General features: G+C 46.3%; 22 protein-coding genes. 16 read left to right on the plus strand and 6 right to left on the minus strand.

Annotation, left to right across the window (positions count from 1 at the left end; all coding sequences use genetic code 11):
- The first annotated feature begins 18 nt into the window (after positions 1-18).
- Positions 19-1035 carry a hypothetical protein gene (locus FE296_RS08650; RefSeq protein ID WP_150364752.1) on the plus strand — a complete coding sequence of 339 codons (1017 nt, stop codon included), beginning with the start codon at positions 19-21 and terminating at the stop codon, positions 1033-1035.
- A 247-nt stretch (positions 1036-1282) separates the two neighbouring features.
- Positions 1283-1474, plus strand: a complete 192-nt coding sequence (locus tag FE296_RS08655; RefSeq protein WP_124118185.1) for an aspartyl-phosphate phosphatase Spo0E family protein — start codon at positions 1283-1285, stop codon at positions 1472-1474.
- A 45-nt stretch (positions 1475-1519) separates the two neighbouring features.
- On the opposite strand, the gene FE296_RS08660 is transcribed toward FE296_RS08655, so the two are convergent.
- Positions 1520-2398 (minus strand): carbohydrate ABC transporter permease, encoded by an 879-nt coding sequence (locus FE296_RS08660; RefSeq protein ID WP_150364753.1) that lies wholly within the window; start codon positions 2396-2398, stop codon positions 1520-1522.
- 34 nt (positions 2399-2432) lie between these two features.
- The gene (locus FE296_RS08665) at positions 2433-3353 is read right to left on the minus strand and encodes an ABC transporter permease (RefSeq protein ID WP_150364789.1); all 921 of its coding nucleotides are present in this window, start codon (positions 3351-3353) and stop codon (positions 2433-2435) included.
- Positions 3354-3671: 318 nt separating this feature from the next.
- On the opposite strand from FE296_RS08665, the gene FE296_RS08670 reads away from it, so the two are divergent.
- The 3 genes from FE296_RS08670 (at position 3672) to FE296_RS08680 (ending at position 8772) form a co-directional block, all read left to right on the plus strand.
- Entirely contained in the window at positions 3672-5432 is a 1761-nt protein-coding gene (locus tag FE296_RS08670) for a sensor histidine kinase (protein WP_124118184.1), read from the plus strand.
- On the plus strand, positions 5407-6999 hold the full coding sequence (locus FE296_RS08675; protein ID WP_150364754.1) for a response regulator transcription factor: 1593 nt from the start codon (positions 5407-5409) through the stop codon (positions 6997-6999). The genes FE296_RS08670 and FE296_RS08675 overlap by 26 nt, the downstream gene beginning before the upstream one ends.
- A gap of 120 nt (positions 7000-7119) precedes the next feature.
- The gene (locus FE296_RS08680) at positions 7120-8772 is read left to right on the plus strand and encodes an extracellular solute-binding protein (RefSeq protein WP_150364755.1); all 1653 of its coding nucleotides are present in this window, start codon (positions 7120-7122) and stop codon (positions 8770-8772) included.
- A gap of 124 nt (positions 8773-8896) precedes the next feature.
- On the opposite strand, the gene FE296_RS08685 is transcribed toward FE296_RS08680, so the two are convergent.
- Positions 8897-9139, minus strand: coding sequence for a DUF7662 domain-containing protein (locus tag FE296_RS08685; protein WP_150364756.1), 243 nt, complete (start codon positions 9137-9139; stop codon positions 8897-8899).
- Positions 9140-9446: 307 nt separating this feature from the next.
- Here FE296_RS08685 and FE296_RS08690 point away from each other — a divergent pair, with 307 nt between their 5' ends.
- From FE296_RS08690 to FE296_RS08700, 3 genes are all read left to right on the plus strand, one after another.
- Positions 9447-11162: a DUF6138 family protein gene (locus FE296_RS08690; protein WP_150364757.1), complete on the plus strand. Its 1716-nt coding sequence runs from the start codon at positions 9447-9449 to the stop codon at positions 11160-11162.
- A gap of 92 nt (positions 11163-11254) precedes the next feature.
- Entirely contained in the window at positions 11255-12307 is a 1053-nt protein-coding gene (locus FE296_RS08695) for a hypothetical protein (RefSeq protein WP_150364758.1), read from the plus strand.
- 35 nt (positions 12308-12342) lie between these two features.
- Positions 12343-12999: a hypothetical protein gene (locus tag FE296_RS08700; RefSeq protein ID WP_150364759.1), complete on the plus strand. Its 657-nt coding sequence runs from the start codon at positions 12343-12345 to the stop codon at positions 12997-12999.
- 122 nt (positions 13000-13121) lie between these two features.
- Here the strand turns inward: FE296_RS08700 and FE296_RS08705 are convergent, their stop codons facing one another.
- Complete coding sequence (locus tag FE296_RS08705; protein ID WP_150364790.1) at positions 13122-14228, minus strand: stalk domain-containing protein; 1107 nt, start codon at positions 14226-14228, stop codon at positions 13122-13124.
- A gap of 197 nt (positions 14229-14425) precedes the next feature.
- Positions 14426-14632 carry a hypothetical protein gene (locus FE296_RS08710; protein WP_124118176.1) on the minus strand — a complete coding sequence of 69 codons (207 nt, stop codon included), beginning with the start codon at positions 14630-14632 and terminating at the stop codon, positions 14426-14428.
- A 335-nt stretch (positions 14633-14967) separates the two neighbouring features.
- On the opposite strand from FE296_RS08710, the gene FE296_RS08715 reads away from it, so the two are divergent.
- On the plus strand, positions 14968-16590 hold the full coding sequence (locus FE296_RS08715) for a copper amine oxidase N-terminal domain-containing protein (protein WP_150364791.1): 1623 nt from the start codon (positions 14968-14970) through the stop codon (positions 16588-16590).
- A 61-nt stretch (positions 16591-16651) separates the two neighbouring features.
- Here the strand turns inward: FE296_RS08715 and FE296_RS08720 are convergent, their stop codons facing one another.
- Positions 16652-17269 carry a nitroreductase family protein gene (locus tag FE296_RS08720; protein ID WP_223868822.1) on the minus strand — a complete coding sequence of 206 codons (618 nt, stop codon included), beginning with the start codon at positions 17267-17269 and terminating at the stop codon, positions 16652-16654.
- A 176-nt stretch (positions 17270-17445) separates the two neighbouring features.
- Between FE296_RS08720 and FE296_RS08725 the strand changes: the two genes are divergently transcribed.
- From FE296_RS08725 to FE296_RS08755, 7 genes are all read left to right on the plus strand, one after another.
- Positions 17446-17763, plus strand: coding sequence for a winged helix-turn-helix transcriptional regulator (locus tag FE296_RS08725; protein WP_190945103.1), 318 nt, complete (start codon positions 17446-17448; stop codon positions 17761-17763).
- A gap of 127 nt (positions 17764-17890) precedes the next feature.
- Positions 17891-18340 carry a disulfide oxidoreductase gene (locus FE296_RS08730; RefSeq protein WP_150364762.1) on the plus strand — a complete coding sequence of 150 codons (450 nt, stop codon included), beginning with the start codon at positions 17891-17893 and terminating at the stop codon, positions 18338-18340.
- A 19-nt stretch (positions 18341-18359) separates the two neighbouring features.
- On the plus strand, positions 18360-18803 hold the full coding sequence (locus FE296_RS08735; protein ID WP_190945093.1) for a FixH family protein: 444 nt from the start codon (positions 18360-18362) through the stop codon (positions 18801-18803).
- A gap of 91 nt (positions 18804-18894) precedes the next feature.
- Entirely contained in the window at positions 18895-19875 is a 981-nt protein-coding gene (locus FE296_RS08740) for a LacI family DNA-binding transcriptional regulator (protein ID WP_150364764.1), read from the plus strand.
- A gap of 160 nt (positions 19876-20035) precedes the next feature.
- A complete protein-coding gene (locus tag FE296_RS08745) occupies positions 20036-21364 on the plus strand; it encodes an ABC transporter substrate-binding protein (protein WP_150364765.1) in 1329 nt (442 codons plus the stop codon).
- Positions 21365-21513: 149 nt separating this feature from the next.
- Positions 21514-22398 (plus strand): carbohydrate ABC transporter permease, encoded by an 885-nt coding sequence (locus tag FE296_RS08750; protein WP_091019202.1) that lies wholly within the window; start codon positions 21514-21516, stop codon positions 22396-22398.
- Positions 22395-23225, plus strand: a complete 831-nt coding sequence (locus tag FE296_RS08755) for a carbohydrate ABC transporter permease (RefSeq protein ID WP_411860568.1) — start codon at positions 22395-22397, stop codon at positions 23223-23225. Before FE296_RS08750 ends, FE296_RS08755 begins: the two co-directional genes overlap by 4 nt.
- Positions 23226-23247 lie beyond the last annotated feature (22 nt).

Genomic DNA, 23247 nt, shown 5'->3' on the forward strand with positions numbered 1-23247 from the left:
GGAAGGGAGAGAAGGAGGATGGCCGCAAGAGTAGTACTGCAGGACTGGATTCAATCCCCGCCTGTGAATTCTGCTGATGAATATAGGTCATTGAGCGGTGTGAGCACGTATACAGATGCGATGTATCGTATTTTATTACATAAACTGTGGACGGATTTCCCGCGATATATGATTGCAGGTATGACAGCAAGTGCTTTCCGATTAGTGGTGAATCGGCGTCTGACGTCAGAATCAATTTCGGCTTACAACTGGATGGCAGAGAACTTTGTCGCAGCTGACTTCATTGGTGTGACGGCGAGCCAGGCAGCTGGCTTTTCGTTCGAACCAACCTTCCCCCTATATCAGAAGCAGGCTCTGCTGGATATTAAAGCTTCCATTGACCGAGGCATAGGTGCAATTCTCTGGCACGATCAATTTGTCATTGTTACTGGATATGATGATGTGGAGCGGGTGCTATTCATCTGTGAAAGTAAGGGGAATGAAGTCATTCGTCTGCCCTATGATTCGTTGGGGAGAAACAGTACACCCTACTGGTACTATCAGGTGCTGGAAGCTTGTGCACCGATAGATCAATGGGAAGTCTGCAAGGAATCGTTAATCCAGGCCGTGTACAAATGGGAAACCCATGACTATATGCTGCCACCCCAAGATTACGCCTGTGGGGCGGCTGCGTATGCCGCTATTGCTTTTGTTTTGCAGACAGAAACCTATGACACAGAACAAGCGGCAGCTGTACTTCGCTATTATGCCAAATCAAGATTGGATATTGCCTCTTATGTTGCAGGACTTAAGCATCTGTCCATTCAAATGGATCAGGTAATAAACGAGTATGAGCTGCTCGCAAACCTGTATGCAATGATCGTTGAGGTGATAGATGACTCCATCTCTTGGGATTCGAGAGAACCAGACTGTGTGCAAAACGTGATTAAGCTTATCCGAAAGGCAGGGGCGACGGAACAACGTGCCATTAATGCCATTAAACGTGCCTTTCCAGAGACGATAGGCAATCGTTTTAAGGATGTTGGATTAAGATGAATGGAGCATGATAGAGAAAATTGAAAAACTCAGCAGAAATATAACCGGACAGGCTACAGCCGATCCGGTTTATTTGTATTGAACATATATGCACATCAACTCATGTGATCCACGCTAATAATAACTTTTACAAGAAAAATAACCAAAATTTTAATTTTGGGGTAATCCAAATCCCCTCTTGTTCCGAATATTATATTAGATGGTCATTTTTGGATGATGATATTCAAGGACAACAGGGGGCGGGAGTATGGTACATAATCCGGAAACCATTCAGGAATGTATCGAACATGCACGGCAAAGGCTCTACCAGATTGCAGCTCAATACCCGGAACTATGGCATCCAGAGGTTATTCGCCAATCCATGGTGCTGGATGAGTTAATTAATGAATATAACAACGCAACTCGCGGGAGAGCGAACTCGAAACAACTGAAATCATGATCTTTCTGAACAAAGAATTCCAAGAAGGGATTCCGTGTGTTTGCCTTACTCTTTTACCGCCCCGAGCACAATTCCCTTTACGAAGAAACGTTGCAAGAACGGATACACGAGCAGAATCGGCAGAGCGCCAATAAAGATCTGAGCCGCGTTCACCGTACGTTGAGACATGTTCTGGAGCTGCGTCGCGTCCACGTTCATGTTGGAGAAATCCTGCTGTACGATTATGGTCTGCATTAACGTGGCGAGTGGATATTTGGAAGCATCATTCATATAGATCAGCCCGTCGAACCAGGAATTCCACTGACCTACCATCGTGAATAAAGAAATCGTCGCAATAGCGGGCATGGATACAGGCAGATAAATTCTGAACAGGGTCGTGATATGATTGGCTCCATCGATGAATGCAGCTTCTTCCAGTTCTTTCGGTACGTTGCGAAAAAAGTTCATCATGAGAATCAGGTTCCAGACAGCCACTGCCCCCGGCAAAATGAGAGCCCACATTGTATTAATCAGTCCAAGCTTCTGGATCAAGATATAAGACGGAATTAATCCCCCGCTAAACAGCATCGTGAAGATGAAAAACCACGCATATAATGAACGTCCCTTGAAGTGCAGACTTTCCTTGGATAACGGATAAGCCGTCAGGAAGACAAGTGTCATACTGAGCAGTGTGCCCAGAACCGTACGCTGGACTGAAATCCAGAGTGCACTGAGAAAGTTACTGTTACCAAATGTTTTGGTATAGGCGTCCACCGTAAAATCAATCGGCCAAAGTGTCACCAGATTGGCGGATGTTGCCGCCTTACCACTGAAGGAAACAGCCAGAATATGGACCAGCGGCAGGATGCACAGGATGGAGACGGCCGCGATGAATATCAGGTTGAAACCATTGAATATACGGTACCCGGTTGTTTTGTGATACACCTTGATTCCTCCTTAATGCATTATGCTAACCCTTTTAGAAAATACGATAATTGGCGATTTTGTACGCCATCCGGTACGCAGAGATGACCAGGAACATCGCGACAAATGATTTGAATAGTCCAACAGCGGTCGCAAAGCTCATTTTGCCATTCAAAATCCCCATCCGGTAGACAAAGGTATCGATAATATCGCCTTTCTCATATACCAGCGGATTGTACAGGTTAAAGATCTGGTCAAAGCCTGCATTCAGGATATTGCCCAGTGATAACGTACCCACCACGATAATCATCGGCACAAGGGCAGGCAGGGTAATGTGCAATGTCTGTCTAAGTCGTGTTGCCCCATCTACCTCCGAAGCCTCGTACAATGCCGGGTTAATGCCCGCAAGTGCTGCCAGAAATACAATTGTCCCGAATCCAAATTCCTTCCATACATCACTGACAACCACCGTTACACGGAACCAGTCGCCATCCCCCAGAAAGAAAATCGGTTCAACGCCAGCCGCCGCCAGCACCTGGTTTACCAGCCCACCTTCCGGTGATAACATATCGAGCAAAATGCCGCCCAGGACAACCCAGGACAGGAAATGGGGCAGATACACCAAGGTCTGTGAGAAACGTTTGAACGTGGAGTTCCGAACCTCATTCAGTAAAATGGCGAACACCACAGGGGCGATAAGTCCGGCCACAATTTTCATTGAAGCGATCAGTACCGTGTTCCAGATGACTTGAACGCTGTCGGGATATTCGAACATGAACCGGAAGTTGTCCCAGCCCACCCATTTGGAGCCAGTGAACCCCAGCCACGGTTTGAAATCCTGAAAAGCAATAATAATGCCGCCCATGGGCACATAGGCGAACAGCAATGTGAGCAGTACAGCAGGCAGCAGCATCAGATGCAGCGGCCACGTGCGTTTGAAATTCCAGCGGGTACGTTTGCTTGGATGGGGTGTCATTTTTCGCACCGGCGTATGGGTTGTTAACGGTTGTTCGATAGCCATCAGGGTCCCTCCTTTATCTCGTCCAACCCTGACAACATGAGGCGAGAAAGCCTCTGCACAGAGTGGAGCAACTGAATTATAGCAACGGAAAAGGGCGGACTATAGAACAACATTTCAATGCGGATGTTGAAATATTAACTTGTTGATGGAAACATAGAATTACAAGTTGCAGGAAAGCGGGCGAATATAAAATCAACTAGAAATGTAAGGGTTTTCAATATAAAATAGGACTTCGGTATAGAACGACTTCAAATTCAGGGACAGGGTGAAACGATGAAATTCACAGTATTTGCGAAAACGGTCATTCTCTTAATCTGCCTGCTCGTACCCATTCTGCTGCTCTATACGTATGCGAACCAGGCAAATGTGGATATGGTCGTTGAAGAGAAACAACAGTCGAGTCTGAACCAGTTCAATTATTTCAGTTCTCAGGTGGATAAAAATATCGAGCAGCTCTCGCTGTATGGCCTGACATTGCTGCGAGATCCGAGTATCCTGCACTACCGGTACATGACGGACTCAACCAGCCAATATGAGAAAAACAGCATCTATCTGGATATTCTCGACAAATTATCATTGTACCAGTCCACCAGCCGCTGGAAGAACGATATTACCATTGTGCTGCCACAAGCGGAACTTGTGTTATCCACCATGTCCAGCCGGACGGTCTATGATGAAAAGATGTTGACGTTCCCGCAACCTGGCCAATGGCAGCTGGAGCAGGGGAGTTTCACCTACTTTTTCACGGATAACTACGAGTGGAATGAAAAGCCGGTGAACACAGGCGTGCGAACGGTGATGGAGATTAATTTTGACCCGATGAACGTGGTTGCCATGCTGGATGATTTCAAAGAAACGCAGGGAGGAGATCCTTTCTTGCTCGTACCAGGTAATGATCCGTTGCTGAACCGTACGGCGGACCCCGAACTGGTCGAAGCGATCATGCGAGATATCCCCTTTAACGGACCGGAGAGGGAAGGCAATCATCAGCTGGAGGTGGGCGGTAAACAGTATCTGGTCAGTTACGTGCACTCCAAACAACTGCAAGCAGTATACGTGAACCCGGTGGTATTGGATGATTTGTTAACCCCGATGGACAAGAGCCGAAATATGTTTATTACCTCCATATTGTTACTGCTCGTGCTCAGTATCGGGGCCGCACTGCTTTTGTATCGAAAAGTTCAGGTGCCCATCCATCGTTTGATGAGAGGGTTGCAACAGATTCGCAAAGGGCAGCTGTCCACACGGATTCCAGTCGATCACTCCCGTGACGAATTCGCGTATCTCACCCAGAGTTTCAACCATATGGCGGAGCAGATTCAGGAATTGATCGAGAAGGTATACGAGGAACGTATTCGCTCACGGGAAGCGACATTGAAACATCTGCAATCACAGATCAACCCGCATTTCCTGTACAACTGCCTGTTTTATATCAAAAATATGACCCAGCTTGGCAACCGTGAAGCGGTTATTGCCATGTCGCTAAGTCTGGGAGACTACTATCGCTACATTACGCGGGGCGAAAATGACATGACAACAGTTGAAGAAGAGATCCGGCTGCTGGACCATTATCTGTCCATTCAACAGATGCGGACCAACCGTCTGACTTACGAGATTGCCGTACCGCAGCAACTGATGCAGCTCCACATTCCGCGGCTGCTCATTCAGCCTATTGTAGAGAATGCAGTGATCCACGGCATCGAACCGATGGAAGGCAGTGGGCATGTCGTCGTAACGGGGATGGCGGTACCCGAACATATTGAGGGACGCAAATATACAAGATATAGCCTGTTTGTTGACAATGACGGTGTCACGCTAACAGCGGAAGAGATTGCCGAATTGGAACGGGAGATCAATGAACCGATGGGTGAGGAAATTGGAACAGGCACGTGGAATGTGCACCAGCGTCTCGTTACGCGATATGGGCTGTCGTCCGGGCTTCATTTTGGAGCGATTCCCTATGGTGGACTTAGTGTAGAAATTCGATGGTTTGAGGAGGAACATATGTATGATGAATCTGATGGTCGTGGATGATGAACATTCGGCAGTAGAGTCGATCGCTGTCTCGATACCGTGGAGAGAACACGGGATTGGTCAGGTATTCAAAGCTTATTCAGTCAAAGAGGCACTGGAACATATGGCAACACATTCAATTCATATTATTATCACGGATATCCGCATGCCGGGTCTGTCCGGTCTGGATCTGGTCAGTCACATTCGGCAAAAGTGGGAACAGACCAAATGTATTATTTTATCGGGGCATGCATCCTTCGATTATGCGAAGCAGGCGCTCAAACATGGGACAGTCAGTTATCTGCTCAAACCGGTCCGGGATGAGGAACTGATCGAATCCGTGCAGCAGGCCGCAGTACAGATTCGCCTGGAGGGTGAGAAACAAATGCTGCATCAGCGGGCCATGTATTCGGTAAGGGAACATCTGCCCGAGAGGCGTGCGGAGCTGATGAAGGATGTACTGTTAGGACATAAATTTGCGGATGCTGAACTCGAAGGCAAGCTGGAGCAATTGGAGATCGGGTTCCGCCCACAGGATAAAATGCAACTGCTGCTCATTCGTTATGATGACCATCAACCCACACATAGAGCATTTCGACTGATGAAGTACGCCATCTCCAATGTGGTGGAAGAGATCTACGGCAGCACCTATCATCTCTGCCATACGGATGACGCCTATGATGATCTGGTCTTTATGGCCAGCCCCAAACAAACCCAAGCCGAACCGGAAGTGCTAATGGGCCGACTTGGAGAACGGTTGCTTCACAGTGTGAGGCAGTATCTGAACGCGACCATTTCCCTGTCCGTTAGTCGTATGGGACGTTTCCCAGATCAGGTGCCTCAGCTATATCATCAAGCCGTCAGTGCGCTTCGCAAGCAGGCCGATGCGGGCAAAGGATTACATCTGAATGCGGCGGCAGGAACCAATGGGGCCACGTTGAAGTCTCTTGCAGCGCTGTATGAACCGCCGGGTCTGACGACGTTACTGGAAGCCGGACGCATGGAGGATGCACACCGTAAGATTGATCAGATCTTTGCCGAACTTTCGAACAGTGTGTTTCCCGAACATGTGTATGTGGCTTTTCATTATTTGGCGGCGGCATTCTCCTATATGGCTCACCGGGAAGGAAGACAGTTAGCCGAAGTGCTTGGCGAGCAGTACCAGCAGCTGCTCAAGGATGGTTATGGCATCTCGCTGCGTAGTCTGGAAACGTGGACTCGGTCTGTGATGCAGCAGTGGGCCGAGAGCACCAGCGATGCGGGACAGGATGCCGGATCCACGCTGATCAGGCAGGTGCAGCAATGGATTGACCATCATCTGGGGGAGGATTTATCGTTGCAGGTCATTGCCGGAGAGGTGCATCTGCACCCGGTATATCTGTCGAAAATGTATAAACAATCCACAGGGGAAGGCATTAGTGATTACATTATCCGTTCCAGAATGGAACGTGCGGTTCATTTGCTCAAACATACAGCCATGAAGATCTATGAAGTTGGTCAGGAAGTGGGGTACAACAACACCCCTTATTTCATTCAAGTGTTCCGCAAACATTATGGACTGACCCCGCAGGATTTTCGGAACGGTTAACAAATCGATATGAACATTGAAATTGTGATATATGTTTGCCTCCCCGGCTGCACTATCCTTTTCATGTAAGGTGCATTTGGCACATAAGGGTATCCAAGTTACCTGAGGAGGGGTTAGTTCATGTATAGAAAAATGATGACGGCATTGCTTGCAATAACGATGGTTGCTGTAACAGCATGCAGTTCGGGGGCCAAGGAAGAACCGGCCAAGGAAGCCGCTGCACCACTTGCTCTGCAAGACGGGAAGTATGAACCTGCGGTACAGATGAGTTATCTGCGGGCCTGGAATGATGATACGAAGTTCAAGAATGGGGAAACGGCACAGAACAATGTGCATACGAAATGGGCCAAGGAACGACTCGGCATCGATCTGACCACACCGTGGGCTGTATCGGTAACGAATGATGCATTTTACACGAAATTGCGCTTGTCGCTGTCCGCTAACGAAGAACTGCCGGATATCGTATCCATTCGGGGAGACTACAATCTGGTCCGGGAATTAATTGAGTCCGGCAAATTTGCGAATGCAGGCGAGCTATTTGACAAGTATGCTTCGGACACATGGAAACAGGCATCCGAATCTGCACCGGAAGAATGGTATCCATACATGTATGAGGGCGAGCGTTATGGCATTCCAATCTTCGATTATGCGTACAACGGCGATTCGGTCATGTTCATTCGGGAAGACTGGCTGAAGAAGCTGGGACTGGAAGAACCAAAAACCATGGATGAGCTGGTTACGGTCATGGATGCTTTTACAAATCAGGACCCGGATGGAAACGGCAAGAAAGATACCTATGGTCTGACCGTGGGCATGAAAAATGCGCTCAATACCTGGATGACGGAATCCGGCTGGATCTTCGGCATGTACAACACGATGCCTGGACAGTGGAATGATGCTGGAGACGGAACACTGCAATATGGCTCCATTCAGCCAGGCGTGAAGGAAGGCCTCGCGACAATGAAGGATTGGTTGTCCAAAGGTTACCTGCCCAAAGAAGCGGGTGTCTATGACGAGATTAAAGCAGCAGAATTGTTCACCGCAGGTAAAGCGGGCATTATCGTGGGGCCACACTGGATGCCGAACTGGCCGATTGATGATGTGAAGAAAAATGTGGATGGTGCCACGTACAAAGCCATTGCACTCCTTACAGGGCCAACAGGTGAGAGCCACCAGCATGGATCTGGTGCAAGTAACGGCGTTGTGCTGATTAACAAAGACATGGCGAACCCGGAGATTTTCTTCACATATCAGAATTATTTGTTCGACAATTTTGCCAACCCGAAAGTGGGCAGCGAGTTCGAGCATGGATTTGCGCAAGGATATGACTATGACATCGTGGATGGCAAAGTTGTTGGTGAAGCTGAAGTGAAGGACGGCGTATCACCACTCAAATATACGATTACGTATGATGGTGCACGGATTCCGAATCTGATGATGGATACGTTGGCGGAACTTGCGAAGGGTAAAGAACCGGAGACGCCTTTTGAGAAAAATACGAAAATTGCCAACAAACCCGAAGTATTTGCAGCCGCTGAAGTGGTCGTTGCGAATAAAGATAATGCGATCAAGAACAAGTTCACGGGAGCACCAACCGAGACGATGAAAATGAAGAAGGATGCAATCGACAAGCTGGAGAAGGATACGTTCAGCAAGATCATCTATGGTCAGGTGGGCATTGAGGAATTTGATGCGTTTGTGACGAAGTGGAAATCCATGGGCGGGGATGATATTACCGCCGAAGTGAACGAGTGGTATAAAACAGTTAATTAAAATATCAAAGCAGGGTAAATTGATGAAATCATCAGTCTACCCTGCTTTTTTTGTCTCGAATAACATTTATGGAACAATAGAGCCTTTGGAGTTATAACTAACAATTTATATCATACATAATCAATTAGGACTCGTAGCGCACAAAAGTTACTTGTTTACCTAAAATCACATTCTCCACCTTCCATCCGGCATTTAACCAGGATAGTGCCTGTGTATGATTCATGGAATTATTCACCCACCATTGTTCGCGATTATACGCTGTAGGGGGTAATGTAAATCCGAGAATCTCCTCAAGCTCTGCATATGTAAGGGTGATTGAAACTTGATTCAAATAGTTTTCCAAGGGGAAGTATTTGCTGTAGCTCATTTCGTCTGACCTCCTGAAAAGGAATACAATGATTATACAACGTGGGGATGATGATAGCGAGGGCATACCGAGAGCCTACATAGATGTGAAAAAAAAGGAATCCGTAGATCTCTCTTACTATCGAACAACCGTGCGTAAGCCTTATTGTTCCGATTGTACTTGAGAGAGTAAAATAATAGGTAATATACGAACATCAATACGTATTTATAACATAGATGTCCCGGATTGATCCGGGATTCATAGAGGTTCAAGTCGGTTCAAGTGTGGTTGATGAACACATAAGATGCATGGGAAGGCAGGAGATTAGATGAGCACACTTTATGACCAGGCGATGGAAGAGATGATTACGACGATTCATGAATGGTTTGATGAACAGGAAAAACGGGATGACTTGGAAAGTGTTGTGAAGCGAACTACACTGCAAATGGGTATTTTTAATGATATTGTACTGGATTACAAACCTGGACGGACCACGATAGACAGCCTGGATCTGGGTTTGGATGATGATGTGAAATCAAAGCGGGCAGGAGCCTTTACCGAGGAACAGGTACGGAACGAGATCGGGCCTAAGCTTGCAGAGGTAGTGCAGGGAAGAGTGGACAAGCTGGCAAATTCCCCTTTGATTGACTACCGCTTTACCTTCCGCGGGAAATTCCCAACAACCGAAGGCAAGTTGCAACTGACTTTATTTGAATGGATAAACGAAGAGAAAAGACAGCTGCTCCTTGAGTGTATTCATACCTATGTAGACAAGAAGCTGGAGTACAGTACATATCCAACGAAGCCATTGGAATCCTTTTTTTTGACGAGTCATCTGCTCGATCCAAAGCTGTTCCCGGAGTTGGATGTAGCATGGACCATCAGGCAGTATGACCGGATTCAAGAGTTGAATCAGGGTCGTCCGGATGCACTTGCGGAACATCGTGGTGAGATTACTCGTGCAGTGACGTCATGGGCGGAGAACCAGTTTTTGCCACAGTATTATGATGTACAGTCTTCGCCCTATCGTACCAATGAATATTCACTTAAGCCCGGAGTAACGCTTCAATCGAATATTGAAACACAGACAGGTCAACATTTGGACGAGCATGGGGAGCAGCAAACATCCGGGACTCAACCAATCGATCTGCTGTTATACGCGGCGGTCATGATTCTACGTTTTGAGCCGAGTTATAGCAAACCCAAAGGTGTGACCTTTCTGGAACTCGCGAAGCAGCTTGGTAGCAAACGTGCGGTACGTATGATGACAGAAGGTAGCGGTACGTATGCGAAGGACGTTATTTATGTGAAGACGGAAGAAGTAGAATGCAAAGCAAATGATGTATTTGCTCTAATGACCATTCACGTTCGGAAGGAAGAGCCCGGCGCCTATCAGCAGGCACTTACCTTTATCACTCATTTATTGAAACAGGGCTTTCCGAAAAGTTATAAGATCAAGCTCAAGTCCAGCGTAAAACAGTATTTGCCGATCAAGGGACTCGCGAAGTCGGATACGCACCGATTCTTTGCCAATGCACTGGAGTACCCGGAGTTGCATCCACTTCTGGAAGAGTATGCGCGTGAGGCGATCCAGGAGTTCGAGTTTTATGAGGATACCGAGGGAGAGAAAAGCTGTATGCCAGGCAGTTATGCAACCTTTGGGCTGGGGCTCGTGGATGAGCGGTATTTCCCGCTGGTTGAATATTACATGGGTGAAGTGGATGATGAGCATCAGTTAATTCAAGATAAGTTTATTGCGGCATTTGTGGAAAAACAGGGTGTAACGGCTCAATCCATACCTGCGTTAGTCACCAGCTTGCGTCGTTCGACCGATAGTCTGAAGCTGAAGATTCAGCCCGAGCTGGAGAATGAAGAAATACTCGAACTGTTGGTTAGACAGATTCAAGAACTTGAGTATTATGAAGCGGAACGTGTACTCTATCCGATCTTTGGCAAGGTGGAGAAGCTCTCAACGCTCGCTCGCAAAGCGGAGGGAAGACGGAAGGAATTATTGCTGGAACTGTTGCAGGCCGCAGGGAAATAAAAATGTAAACAAGACAAGTGAGAATGTGCTGTGCCAGCCAGTAAAGCATTTTAGAGAAGTGAAAGTGTATAAGGGAAGGTGGGGGGGGAGTTATGGAAACATTGAGAAGAGACATGTGGCAGGAGTTGAATACTCAGGACAAAGAGGCATGGATGCATAAGCTTGTTCGTCAGTTACCAGTTGGTATGGTATATGAGGGTCTCGAGACATTTGAACGATTCGGTCAGCGGATGGAGACAGGTGTATTTACGGAGGAGGGGCTGAGATTTGTGTTTGTGCCTGGGGATCAGGTAACGCTTGGCTGGGATCGTTGGCAGCATGGTATGAACGAAGAGACCTCATCCGACCTGCATGAAACGGTCAGTGAGTATGGTGTGGAGGACGTGGATTCGTTTCTGGCGAGTCAAATGTCACCTGTGAGAGAAGTTACTATTGCGCCGATGCTTGTTGAATGCGAACTGATCTCGCTTGGCTGGATTGAAGTGTCCGAGGAGGAAGCATTTGCACAGGAAAATCCTGATTTCCCGTCAGCACTGGAGCAGTTTAAGCAATCGGAAATACGTGAATATGAATTGCATCAACAATTTCGTCTGATTCGCCACAGTGAGAATGAAGTCCGAATCCTGTGGTTCAACGAAGGAATAGAGTTGGAAGACGTTGTGAGGGAGGAAGCTGCGGCGGGGTTTGGTTTGCTGACCGAAGACGAATGGGAGTACATCTATGGCGGCGGTTGTCGCACATTATTTCCCTGGGGAGATAGCTTCGACTATACAATGAGATTGAAGCACTTTGGCAGTCTGGAAGGCGTGGATGAGCTTATGGATGAATCGACAGAACCGGACTCTTCACGGGTGGAAGAAAAGGATGATCGTCCTTATGATCTGGAACTTCCAAATTTCTTCGGAGCGAAATTTGCCGGAGACCCCTACAAGTATGAGCTTACGATCGATTCGGGTGGGGATGTGATGCCCAAAGGCGGGGACGGCGGTAGCCTGATATGTGGTGGTACAGGACCGCTGGTTGGTTTCTTGCCTGCTGCTGCGGTCTATTATCGAGACGTTAATGCCAGGGAACTCGATTGGGAGGATTTGATGGATGCGATGGTCTATCGCAGGGTTGTTCGTTTAACGGAACTGGCATTGTAGTCATGACGAAACGTATCTATCAAGGAAGATCTATAATGGCGAACAATAAACGTTCAAAACCGTATGATGATTCACCTTATGTTATCTATGCGGTAGATGGTATTCGGCTGAGTGCAGGCATACTTGTCCTGTTTTTTCTTAACGTATTTCTGCTTATTCCCGTGTTCAGTGTCCCGTTCCAATCGTTGTATGCGTATATTCTCGTGCCACCGCTAGCCTTTATGAATATATGGGCGATTGCCCTGATTGCTGCCCCACGCAGACTCCAACTGAATTATGTATTGTTCCGAGGCGTATTTGGCATCGTTTGTTCTGTGGGATTTATGGTGATTATACAGAAGTTTGCCTACGGGACACTTGGTCTGTCGACACCTTGGTACGCCATTGGATCATTTGCCGTATATGGTTTTGCCTTGTTCCAGTACGTGAAGTTTCGTTTGCGTAAGCTGCAGCACCCCCCTCAGCGTAAAAAAGGGGATAAGAGCACGGGTGTGCCTGTTGCGACATTAACGATGATTACGGGCGGAGCATATCTTCTGGCCAATATTTCACTGGCCTTTGTTACACAGCAGACTGTGGCTGTTGTGCTAATGTCTGTATACATTATGCTGGCTTTTGTGGTGTTCCATTTTATCATGGACTTGCATCGGTATTACTGGCTTCGCCAGGTCATGAACAAGGCAGAGAGTTAATTGCAGATTAGGGACAGACGAACAGGAAGAGGTCTTTGCAGCAGAGCTTGAGCATACGTAACACACACCAAATCAGCCCCAGCTCATAGAGCGGGACCGAAATGATGTGTGTTTATTTTTGTTTATTTCAATTTTTTTACGGATACCGCCATTTGCTCCAGTTGAGTGTGAGTCAATTGGTTATTCGGTGAGCTGAGGGTTACATAACGATCATCCAGCTTGAACGTGAGCATATCCGTTTGGTCTGGTGTGTACCATTTGGCTGATACGCCATTAGGCAGTTTTACCGTTTTGCCATCATAGCTGAACGAGTAGTCTTTAGGGGATACCGTTACATTCATACGATTGAAAACAAAGTTTACACCATCGCCGCCTGCACCTACGCTTTTGAACGTATCTCCCGCAACCATATGTTGTGGGGCATAAGCAGTGGTGAATCCGTCAAACTTCGCAAATGCCTTACGCATGTTATCCAATTGTTGTTTGCTATAGTTCACATCAGCGAATGCAGTGGTCCCTTGATCGTTGCTGCCAGTTGCCTTTTGAACAGAGACAGCGACTTGTTGCAACTGAGTTTGGCTCAGCTTATGATTCGGGGAGCTAAGGGTAACGTAGCGATCATCCAGTTGGAAGGTGAGCATGCCCGTTTGATCGGGTGTGTACCACTTGGCGATAACACCATTGGACAGTTTAACGTCTTTGCTCGTATAACCGTCCGAATAATCTCTTGGAGATACATCCACTTTCATATGGTTGAAAACAAAGCTGACGCCGTCGCCACCTGCACCTACACTTTTAAACGTGTCACCTGCGATCATCTGCTGAGGGGCATAAGCTGTTTCAAACCCATCGAATTGTGCAAAAGCTTTTTGAATCGCCTCTTTTTGTGCTGCGCTATACGTTACATTCGTCAGGGCTGATGGATTGGTTGTTGCTTGGCCAATAATGACCTGTCCTTTTTTGCTGTCATAGGATACAGGTACATGCAGGGCATCGGCAAGCGCACGTACAGGCAGATAAGTAGAGTTGTTATAGGTAATTGGAGCCAGTTTTTTGCCATTGCCATCGGTTGGTGAGTAAGCCGCGCCATCAACATTAAAGCTGATTCCATGGTTAAGGTATGCAGAGATTTTCTCCAGCTGCGTTCCGGCAAATACGCCCGTTGCTCCTGTTAATGTCATGCCGAGTACCATCATCGTTGCTACGGATTTCTTCATGTTTTTTTTCATCATATATCTCTCCTTCAAGTTGGGGTTTGGTTTTGTTTAATGGGCTCGCTGTCCCTTATGGCTTTATATTAAACCCCGAACATATCCAGAATAATTCTGAATTATCTCCAACTTGTAAACATGTGTGTATATACAGGAGAATGTTGAATGAAAACGGAAGCTGCTAGGCGTGTTCGAACGTGCCGAATTGAATAACTTTAATTGAAGAGATAGAGGACTAGTCCGCCAAAGCCAAGTACAATCGCACCAACATATACATAGGAAAGTTTACTGAGGTTTTGCTTTGTGCGGCGATCATATTCGGGGTTGCTGGTCTGATTGGCTTTGGAATTTCCGATAATCATGGTAGCAATACCTCCAAACAAGGCGATACCGACAATTAAAACATAAGGCAACCAGGTCATGAATGGACCTCCTTCGCGAATAAGTTGATATGTCTTCATTGTACTTCAGGATAACCTTTGATGTAAGCTTTAGTTGAGAAAATAAGGTAAATGAAGTATCTGTCTTACAGTATGTAGGTAGTCTTGGATCGGAAAGATCACTACAATTTTAAATTTTTTTAATTCAAAAAAACCTTGATACATCAGGCATTTGCAGCTTTCTTCACTGAAGGCTGTAATTTTTTTTGCCCACAGAGTGATCCAGATTAGAGAACCCTGCGTTACACCCTATGAAGACGACGACAAGGAAAGAAATTATACACAAAACATAATCGAGGAGTGAACACGTAATGAAAATGAAAATGAAGAAGTTTATCGCACCTGTACTTAGCTTGACACTGTTGATGCCGGGAATCGCTGGAGCAGCTTCCGCCCCACAGACACCAATGACAATGATGAAAGCATCCGTAAATACACCTGCGGCTGACTTGAGAGCAAACCTGGACCACCTGCTGTCCGAGCACTTTGCACTCGCAGTAACGGCAATGGCAAAAGCATATGACGGAGCAAAAGATGCAGATGCAGCCTACAAAGCACTCGACCAGAATGCACTGGATATGCAACCAGCGATTGCTTCCCTATATGGTGAGGCAGGTGCCAAAGAATTCGAACGTATCTTCCGCGCTCATAACAAATACACAGATGATCTGGTGAAAGCAACCAAAATGGGCAACCAGGCTGGGATCAAACAAGCACAGGCCAACATCAACGGTTTTGTGGATGAGTTCTCCACGTTCCTGAGCACAGCTACCGAAGGCAAATTGCCAAAAGCAGCAGCCAAACAGGCGCTGCAAGTACATGAAGATCTCGTACAAAAAGTATTTGATGAGTATGTAGCTGGAGATTACGCTGATGCATACAAGGCTTACCGTGAAGGGTTCAAAGAAATGTTCGACGTAAGTAAGGCACTTTCCACAGCAATTACTACACAAATGCCTGAGAAATTTGAAAATACCAAAGCGGATACAAAAGCAGCTGATCTGAGATCTGCACTCAACCATTTGGCTTCTGAGCACTTTGCGCTTTCGGCTCTGCAAATGCAAGAGGAATATGATGGTCGTACATCCGCTTCCAACGCACTGATTACAGCTGAAGCTGGAAACACAGCTGACTTCAAAGCAGCGATTGCTTCCGTTTACGGTAACGATGGTGCAAATGCTTTCGAGAAAATTTGGGTAACGAATCACGTTAATGCGCAAAGCGACTATGTAAAAGCCGTTAAAAACAACGATGCTACCGCTCGTGCAGCAGTAGAGAAACGTATTGATGGTTTTACAACAGAGTTCGCTACATTCCTGGATTCCGCAACAGCTGGCAATCTGCCCAAAGCAGCAGGACAACATGCGCTGACAACACATGAAAATCAAGTGCAAAACGTATTGGATCAATATGCAGCAGGCAACTATGATGCTTCCTACACAACCAATCGTGAAGGCTTCAAAGTGATGTTTGGTGTAGGTCAAGCCTTGGGTAACGCCATCGTGACTCAATTTAACGACAAATTCCAAGAGCCAGCAACACCTGCACCAGCGCCAGAAATGACAACGGTGTGGATGCAACTGAACAGCAAAATGCTGAAAATTAACGACAAAACGACCAACATGGACACCACACCAGTGCTTTGGAAAAACACAACCTATATTCCACTGCGTTTCTTGAGTGAAGGTATCGGTGCAACGGTGAAATGGGACAAAAAAGCACAACAAGTAACGGTAATGGCTGGCGATGATACCCTTGAATTCTGGGTGAACAACAACGTTATGGAAGTGAACGGCGTGAAGAAAAACGTGGGTGCAACGGTATTTGTAAATAAAGATGGACGTACGCAAGTACCTCTGCGTTTCATTGCTGAACTTCTGAACTGGGACGTGAAATGGGCACAAAAAGATGGTTCCATTACGTTGACCAAATCCATGTAATAAGAAGAGTTTAATACGAATGAATTAAAAAGAAGCTGCCCCATACGGCAGCTTCTTTTTGTTATCCTAAGGAAGTTATTGTATTGCGATACATAATTTGATGAACAGGATGACGTACCGTTCGATGTCCATTTTTAATACCTTTGCCAACAGCGATCAGCATGACATCCAAGTATCTATCGGAAATATTCAGGCTGGCTTTTAATTGAGCGGAATCATAACCTGACATAGTTATGGTTTCGAAACCGGCTTCATTGGCGAGCAGAATGAATGACATCGATGCCAGGCTTACATCTCGGGTTAACTCCAACTTCAGCTCTTCATCGGATTTGTTGGCATAGTATTGTATTGCCGCATTCGCCAGATAATCTCGGAGTGATGCATCAAAATAGCCCGACTGAAAACCTTCTTCGTGAATGTTGATGATGTTATCTTGCTCAAATGCCTGATAATCCCCCAACATGACGATCAATGCTGAAGCATCCATCACCTGTTGTTGATTAAAAGCTATAGGCAGCAATGTGCTCCGCAAGTCGGGATCATCAATAATTAGGTACCGGGTGGCTTGAATATTATTCCCATTCGGTGACTTGCTTGCAGATTCAATGAGCGATGTCAGAATCACTGGGCTTATCGTATAATTTGAATCAAAATGACGAACGGAACGTCGTTTTTCCAAAATGGTTTGTACACTCACAAAATCATCTCCATCGTTGTTATTTTGAGCTCCCTTGAATTATAGTAGGCAATAACAAATACGAAAATAACGCACAAAAAGGTGGTATAACCACTTTAAAGTATCTATTGGGGAGTGACGGGACATTGGTTAAATATAATACTGGAATAAATATTTTCATGGATATCGCTGGAGGGAAGTGGAAGTGTCTTATCCTTTTTTTTCTGAGTCAACAATCGGTACGAACCAAGGAATTCTATGAATTGATACCTGGAATCACACAAAAGGTCTTAACCGACCAATTGAAACAGTTGGAGAGCGATGGACTTGTTCACAGGGAAATATTCAAGGAGGTCCCGCCAAAAGTAGAATATAGTTTAACTGATCTTGGACGATCTTTTGTTCCGGTATTGAACACGATGTGCGACTGGGGAAATACGTATGCAAGGAAAAAAGGAATGGAAAAGGATGAGTACATTCAATGTGACCATGAATGAACCCATAAGTTCAAATATTTGGTATAATCATTGGGTAATGACCTACATAACAGCTTGAATAGCCGATGGAGTCTATAATGATGTATGATCATTTGGTATAAGCAAAATGAAGAGGGGGGACAGAGGAATGAGTACATCATCAAAATCGGAGCGCCCAGCGAGAAATGTGGATACCCGGTTATTTGTTGCTTGGGCCGTTTCGGTTATCGCAACAGGGGGGAGTCTCTATTTCAGTGAGATCAAGGGATATCTACCATGTGATCTGTGCTGGTACCAGCGTATATTCATGTATCCACTAACCATTTTGCTGGGCATTGCCTACTTTAAGGATGACGTGGGCATCACCAAATACGTACTCCCACTTAGTTTTGTCGGGGGTAGCATTTCGCTATATCATGTAACGATCCAGCGTATTTTTTCGGCTACAGGTAATGCCGTAGCGTGTGGCAAGGTTCCGTGTTATACCGACTATTTGAACTGGTTTGGTTTCATCACCATTCCACTACTGGCACTGATCGCCTTTATTATCATCATTGTGATGCTGTGGGGTATCGGCAAAACACCCAAATCTTCTTGATAAGAAAGGATAGATGGTGATGAGCGGACAAGCTCGTTGGTTCATGCCCTTTTTGGTGCTCATGTTTTTGGTCGCTGGCTGCTCCTATGAGGAGCAGTCTGCTTCCGGGGAGATGCCAGAGATGGTCCGGGTGAAACTTGACGTTCCGGAGAAGGCTACTCTTCATAAACCAACACGGTTGCAGGTGAAGCTTACACAGGGAGATGCACCGTTAAGTCATGCCGACAATGTGCAATTCCAGATCTGGAATGAGCTTGATGATCCGCCTTCTGTATCTCCGGAGCAAGGTATGATGACAGCTGAAGAACTGGAGAATCAGGGGGCTATTACTGCCAATGAGACAGAGGAAGGGCTGTATGAAATCCAGCATACCTTTGAAGAACCAGGTACGTATGTGGTACAGGTCCATGTTACGCACGGAGCAATGCATAGCATGCCGAGATCGAGAATTGTAGCGGAATGAAAGAGCGGGCAGATACCGCGGATTGGTTCAGGGTTAGCAATAGGTTTATAATAATATCTGTATGAAGAATGTTGTAGGAAAAGAGGCTGTTATGGCAACAATTCATGATGTTGCACTCAGGGCAGGAGTTTCTGTAACTACCGTCTCGCGTGTATTAAACAACCGGGGATATATCAGTCAGAAGACTCGGGACAAAGTGTATCAAACCATGGACGAACTGAACTATCGACCCAACGAAATTGCCCGTTCTCTTCTGCGTAAACAATCCAATGTTATAGGCTTGATTATTCCCGATGTATCCCATCCGTTTTTTGGAGAACTGGCTAACTATGTTGAGTACCATGCATACCAGAATGGATTTAAAATTATGTTATGCAATTCCCACATGGACCCTTCCAAAGAGCGTGAATATGTGGAAATGCTCAAGGGTAATCGCGTAGATGGCATTATTATGGGAAGTCATACACTTGAAGTCGATGAGTATATGAACCTGCATTCCCCAATCGTGACCTTTGATCGTAAGATCGGTGAAGACATCCCGTTTATCTCATCTGATAACTATCAGGGAGGGGTTATGGCTGCTGAATTGCTGCTCTCGAAGAACAGACGGAATCTGGCACATATCTGCGGTAATTTGGAATTGCAAATGCTGTCCAATCGCCGGACGACAGGTTTCGTTGATACATTGCAGGCTCATGGAGTCAAGCCGGTCATGATTCATGAAACCGATCTGAATGTGTTTGATCAGCATCAGTATACGGAATTGGTGGATAAGCTGCTTGCACAACACCCGGAGGTGGATGGGCTCTTTGTAACGAGTGATCTGATGGCGGTGCATGCGCTGAAGCAGATCATGTTAGGGGGGCGCAGGGTACCTGACGATATCGCTATTGTAGGTTATGATGACAGTCGTGCGGCAGCGTATACGGTACCTGGCATAACAACGATCAGGCAGCCGGTGGAGGCCATGGCTAAGCTGGCGATTGATCTGATTCGGCGCCAGCTCGCGGAAGAGAAGATCGGAATGGAGCATATTTTGCCAGTTACCTTAGTGGAGAGAGAGACGACCTGATACAGGTCGTTTTTTCCTGTTTGTCCTTTTGCCACGAAAAAAACAAGGCGCAAAATTTTTTTAAAATAATATGTCAAACGATTGACATGTCAAACCTTTGACATTATAATTCGATTTGTAAGCGTTTCCTTTTAAACTACTGATCGGGGGCCATAACAAGATGAAAAGAGAACAGAGATGGATGATGAAATTATCGGTATTGTCTTTGATTATGATGCTTGTATTGTCGGCATGTGGAAGTAAAGCAGCGACGGAGTCCAAACCCTCCTCAGAGGAGAGCAGCAGTGAGAGTGTCAAAATCACCTTGCTCAATTCCAAGTCGGAAATTAACAGTCAGCTGGAGCAAGCGGCTAAAGACTTCCATGCCGAAAATCCAAATGTCACACTTGAAATTGTACCTGTAGGCAGTGGACAGTCTCCGTTTGAAAAAGCGTCTGCTTTGTATGCTTCCGGCGGCCCTACAACGATGATGATGCTGGATACAGGGGATGTCGAGAAATTCAAGGATCGTGTTCTGGATCTCACATCCGAGTCTTGGATGAAGGACGCTGTGGAGAACAGCACAGCGGCTACAACGTTTGATGGCAAAAATTATGCCTTCCCGTTCTCTATTGAAGGATATGGATTCATCTATAACCAGAATGTCTTGGATCAGGCGGTAGGTGGGACATTCGATCCAAAGTCTGTACAGACCACTGCACAGCTTGATGAGCTGTTCCAAAAGATCGCTGCTACTGGAAAATCACCTTTGATTGTATCTCCGATGGATTGGTCGCTTGGTGCGCATTATCTTGGGCTTGCATATGGTGGGCAGTCGCCGGATCGTGCGAAGGTGGATCAATTCATTACTGATCTGAAGGCAGGTCAAGTGGACCTTGCTTCCAACGCCGTGTTTAATGGCTTGTTAAATACATTTGATCTGATGAAAACCTACAATATTGACAAGGCTTCTCCCCTGTCCGGAACTTATGAGCGTGGACCTGAGGTGCTTGGCAAGGGTGAGGTTGGCATCTGGTTCCAGGGCAACTGGGCATGGCCGCAAATTTCAAGCTTTGATACAGCAGATGGGAAATACGGCTTCCTGCCAGTACCTGTGAGCAATAATGCGGATGATTTCGGTAATACGCAAATCTCTGCTGCCGTATCCAAACGAATATTGTTGGATAAGGAAAAGAGCACACCAGCGCAGCAGGAAGCTGCGAAGAAATTCTTGGAGTGGATTGTTTATAACGAAAAGGGTCAGGATTTCCTGGTAAATCAAGCCAGTATTATTCCGGCATTCAGCAACATCACACTGGAGCCAACCGATCCGCTTGGCAAGTCCATTAGTGAATACATCAAGGCAGGCAAAATCGAGGAATCAATGAGTACACTTCCTGCGGATCACTGGTCCAAACTGGGAGCATCCATGCAGAAATACTTGGCTGACGTCATTGACCGTGCCGGACTTGCCAGCGAAATTCAGGCATACTGGAGCAACGTGAAATAAAGGAATTAATTTTAGCCCTGAGCAGCACATAGAGAGAGACTTGCGGTACGCCGGAGATGATGAATGTACAGCTTCCACACGAGGTCTGTTCGACTTGTTTCCGGCATAACCGTTAGGCTAATTATTTGGAAATAGAGTGGAGGTTGACAATGCTGACCGAAAAAGGATTATGGACACGTCTGCGAACCCGCCTGATCTTTACTGGCCCGACATTATTTGCGTTTGCTACAGTGATGATTATTCCATTTCTGTATGGTATTTATTTGACGTTTACGAACTGGGATGGCATTGCCATCGATCAAAACTTTGTTGGCTGGGATAATTATATTGGTGTGTTCAAGGACACCGTGTTCTGGAAATCATTCGGGATGACGCTGGAGTACGTATTTATTACCGTTGTGCTCACCAATGCGGTTGCTTTCCTGCTCGCTTACGCTGTAACCCGGGGAATGAAGGCGCAGGGCTGGTTTCGGGCCGGATTTTTCCTGCCGAATCTGGTGGGTGGAATCGTGCTTGGTTTCATCTGGCAGTTTATTTTTAATCAGGTACTCGTCTTTGCAGGACAAAAAATGAACCTCACTCTGTTTTCCACCTCCTGGCTGGCTGACCCGGACAAAGCGTTCTGGGCACTCATTGTGGTGACCGTTTGGCAGTATGCCGGCTATATGATGGTTATCTACATTGCAGGACTGATGAATGTGCCGAAGGATGTTATGGAAGCAGCCAGCATAGATGGGGCAAGTAATCGGAAAATGCTGGCGCGCATTGTATTGCCGCTGATGGTTCCTTCATTTATTGTCTGCATCTTTTTGTCACTGCAACGGGGTTTCATGGTGTATGATCTGAACGTCTCCCTGACCAGTGGCGGGCCCTTCAAGAGCACCGAGATGGTATCCATGCATGTCTATGAGCAGGCCTTTCTTGCTCGTGACTACGGATTGGGGCAGGCAGAAGCCTTTGTGCTGTTTATCCTTGTAGCCGCCATTACACTGCTCCAGGTTTATTTCAGCAAAAAACTGGAGGTCGAGGCATGATGGCTGGACAATCGCGCATTTTCAACTGGATAAAGTTTAGTGCATTAATCGTTGTGATGATTTTGTTTGTATTTCCGTTTGTACTTCTCATCGTCAATTCGTTCAAGGCTAACCAGTCAATTACTTCCGATCCGCTAGGGTTACCAAGCTCCTTTCAATTCGATAATTATGTCAATGCGTTTGACAAAATGGGATATGTATCCGCCTTCAGCAATTCGTTGCTCATAACCATTGCAGGTGTATTACTGATTGCTCTTTTTGCGGCGATGACAGCACATTACTTTGTTCGTCACAAAAGCAAGGTGAATCAGTATCTCTTTTTCCTGATGGTAGCTGCGATGATTATTCCGTTTCAGGCTATTATGATTCCGCTGGTTAAAATATACGGCTCGCTCAGCCTGCTGGATAACAAGTGGTCGCTGATCTACATGTATATTGGCTTTGGCAGTCCGCTCGCCGTATTTATCTATCATGGCTTTATCAAAAGTATACCCCTGGAGCTTGAAGAAGCGGCTCTAATGGATGGCTGCGGCAGAGTGCAAACCTTTTTTCGCATCGTATTGCCGGTGTTACTGCCAACAACCGTAACGATTAGCGTGCTGAATGTATTGTGGATATGGAATGATTTTCTGCTGCCTTCCCTGGTGCTGACATCATCCGAGCAGCGTACGCTGCCGCTGTCCACATTTTATTTTTATGGGACATACACAGTTGATTACGGTCCATTGATGGCTGGTCTGGTCTTGACCTTGCTGCCAGTACTGATCGTGTATCTGTTTGCGCAGAAGTACATTATTCAGGGGGTCATGCAAGGGGCTATCAAATAAGTTCAGTTGGGTGATATAGAGA

This window comes from Paenibacillus sp. UASWS1643, from assembly GCF_008693195.1.
Classification (GTDB): Bacteria; Bacillota; Bacilli; order Paenibacillales; family Paenibacillaceae; genus Paenibacillus; species Paenibacillus amylolyticus_B.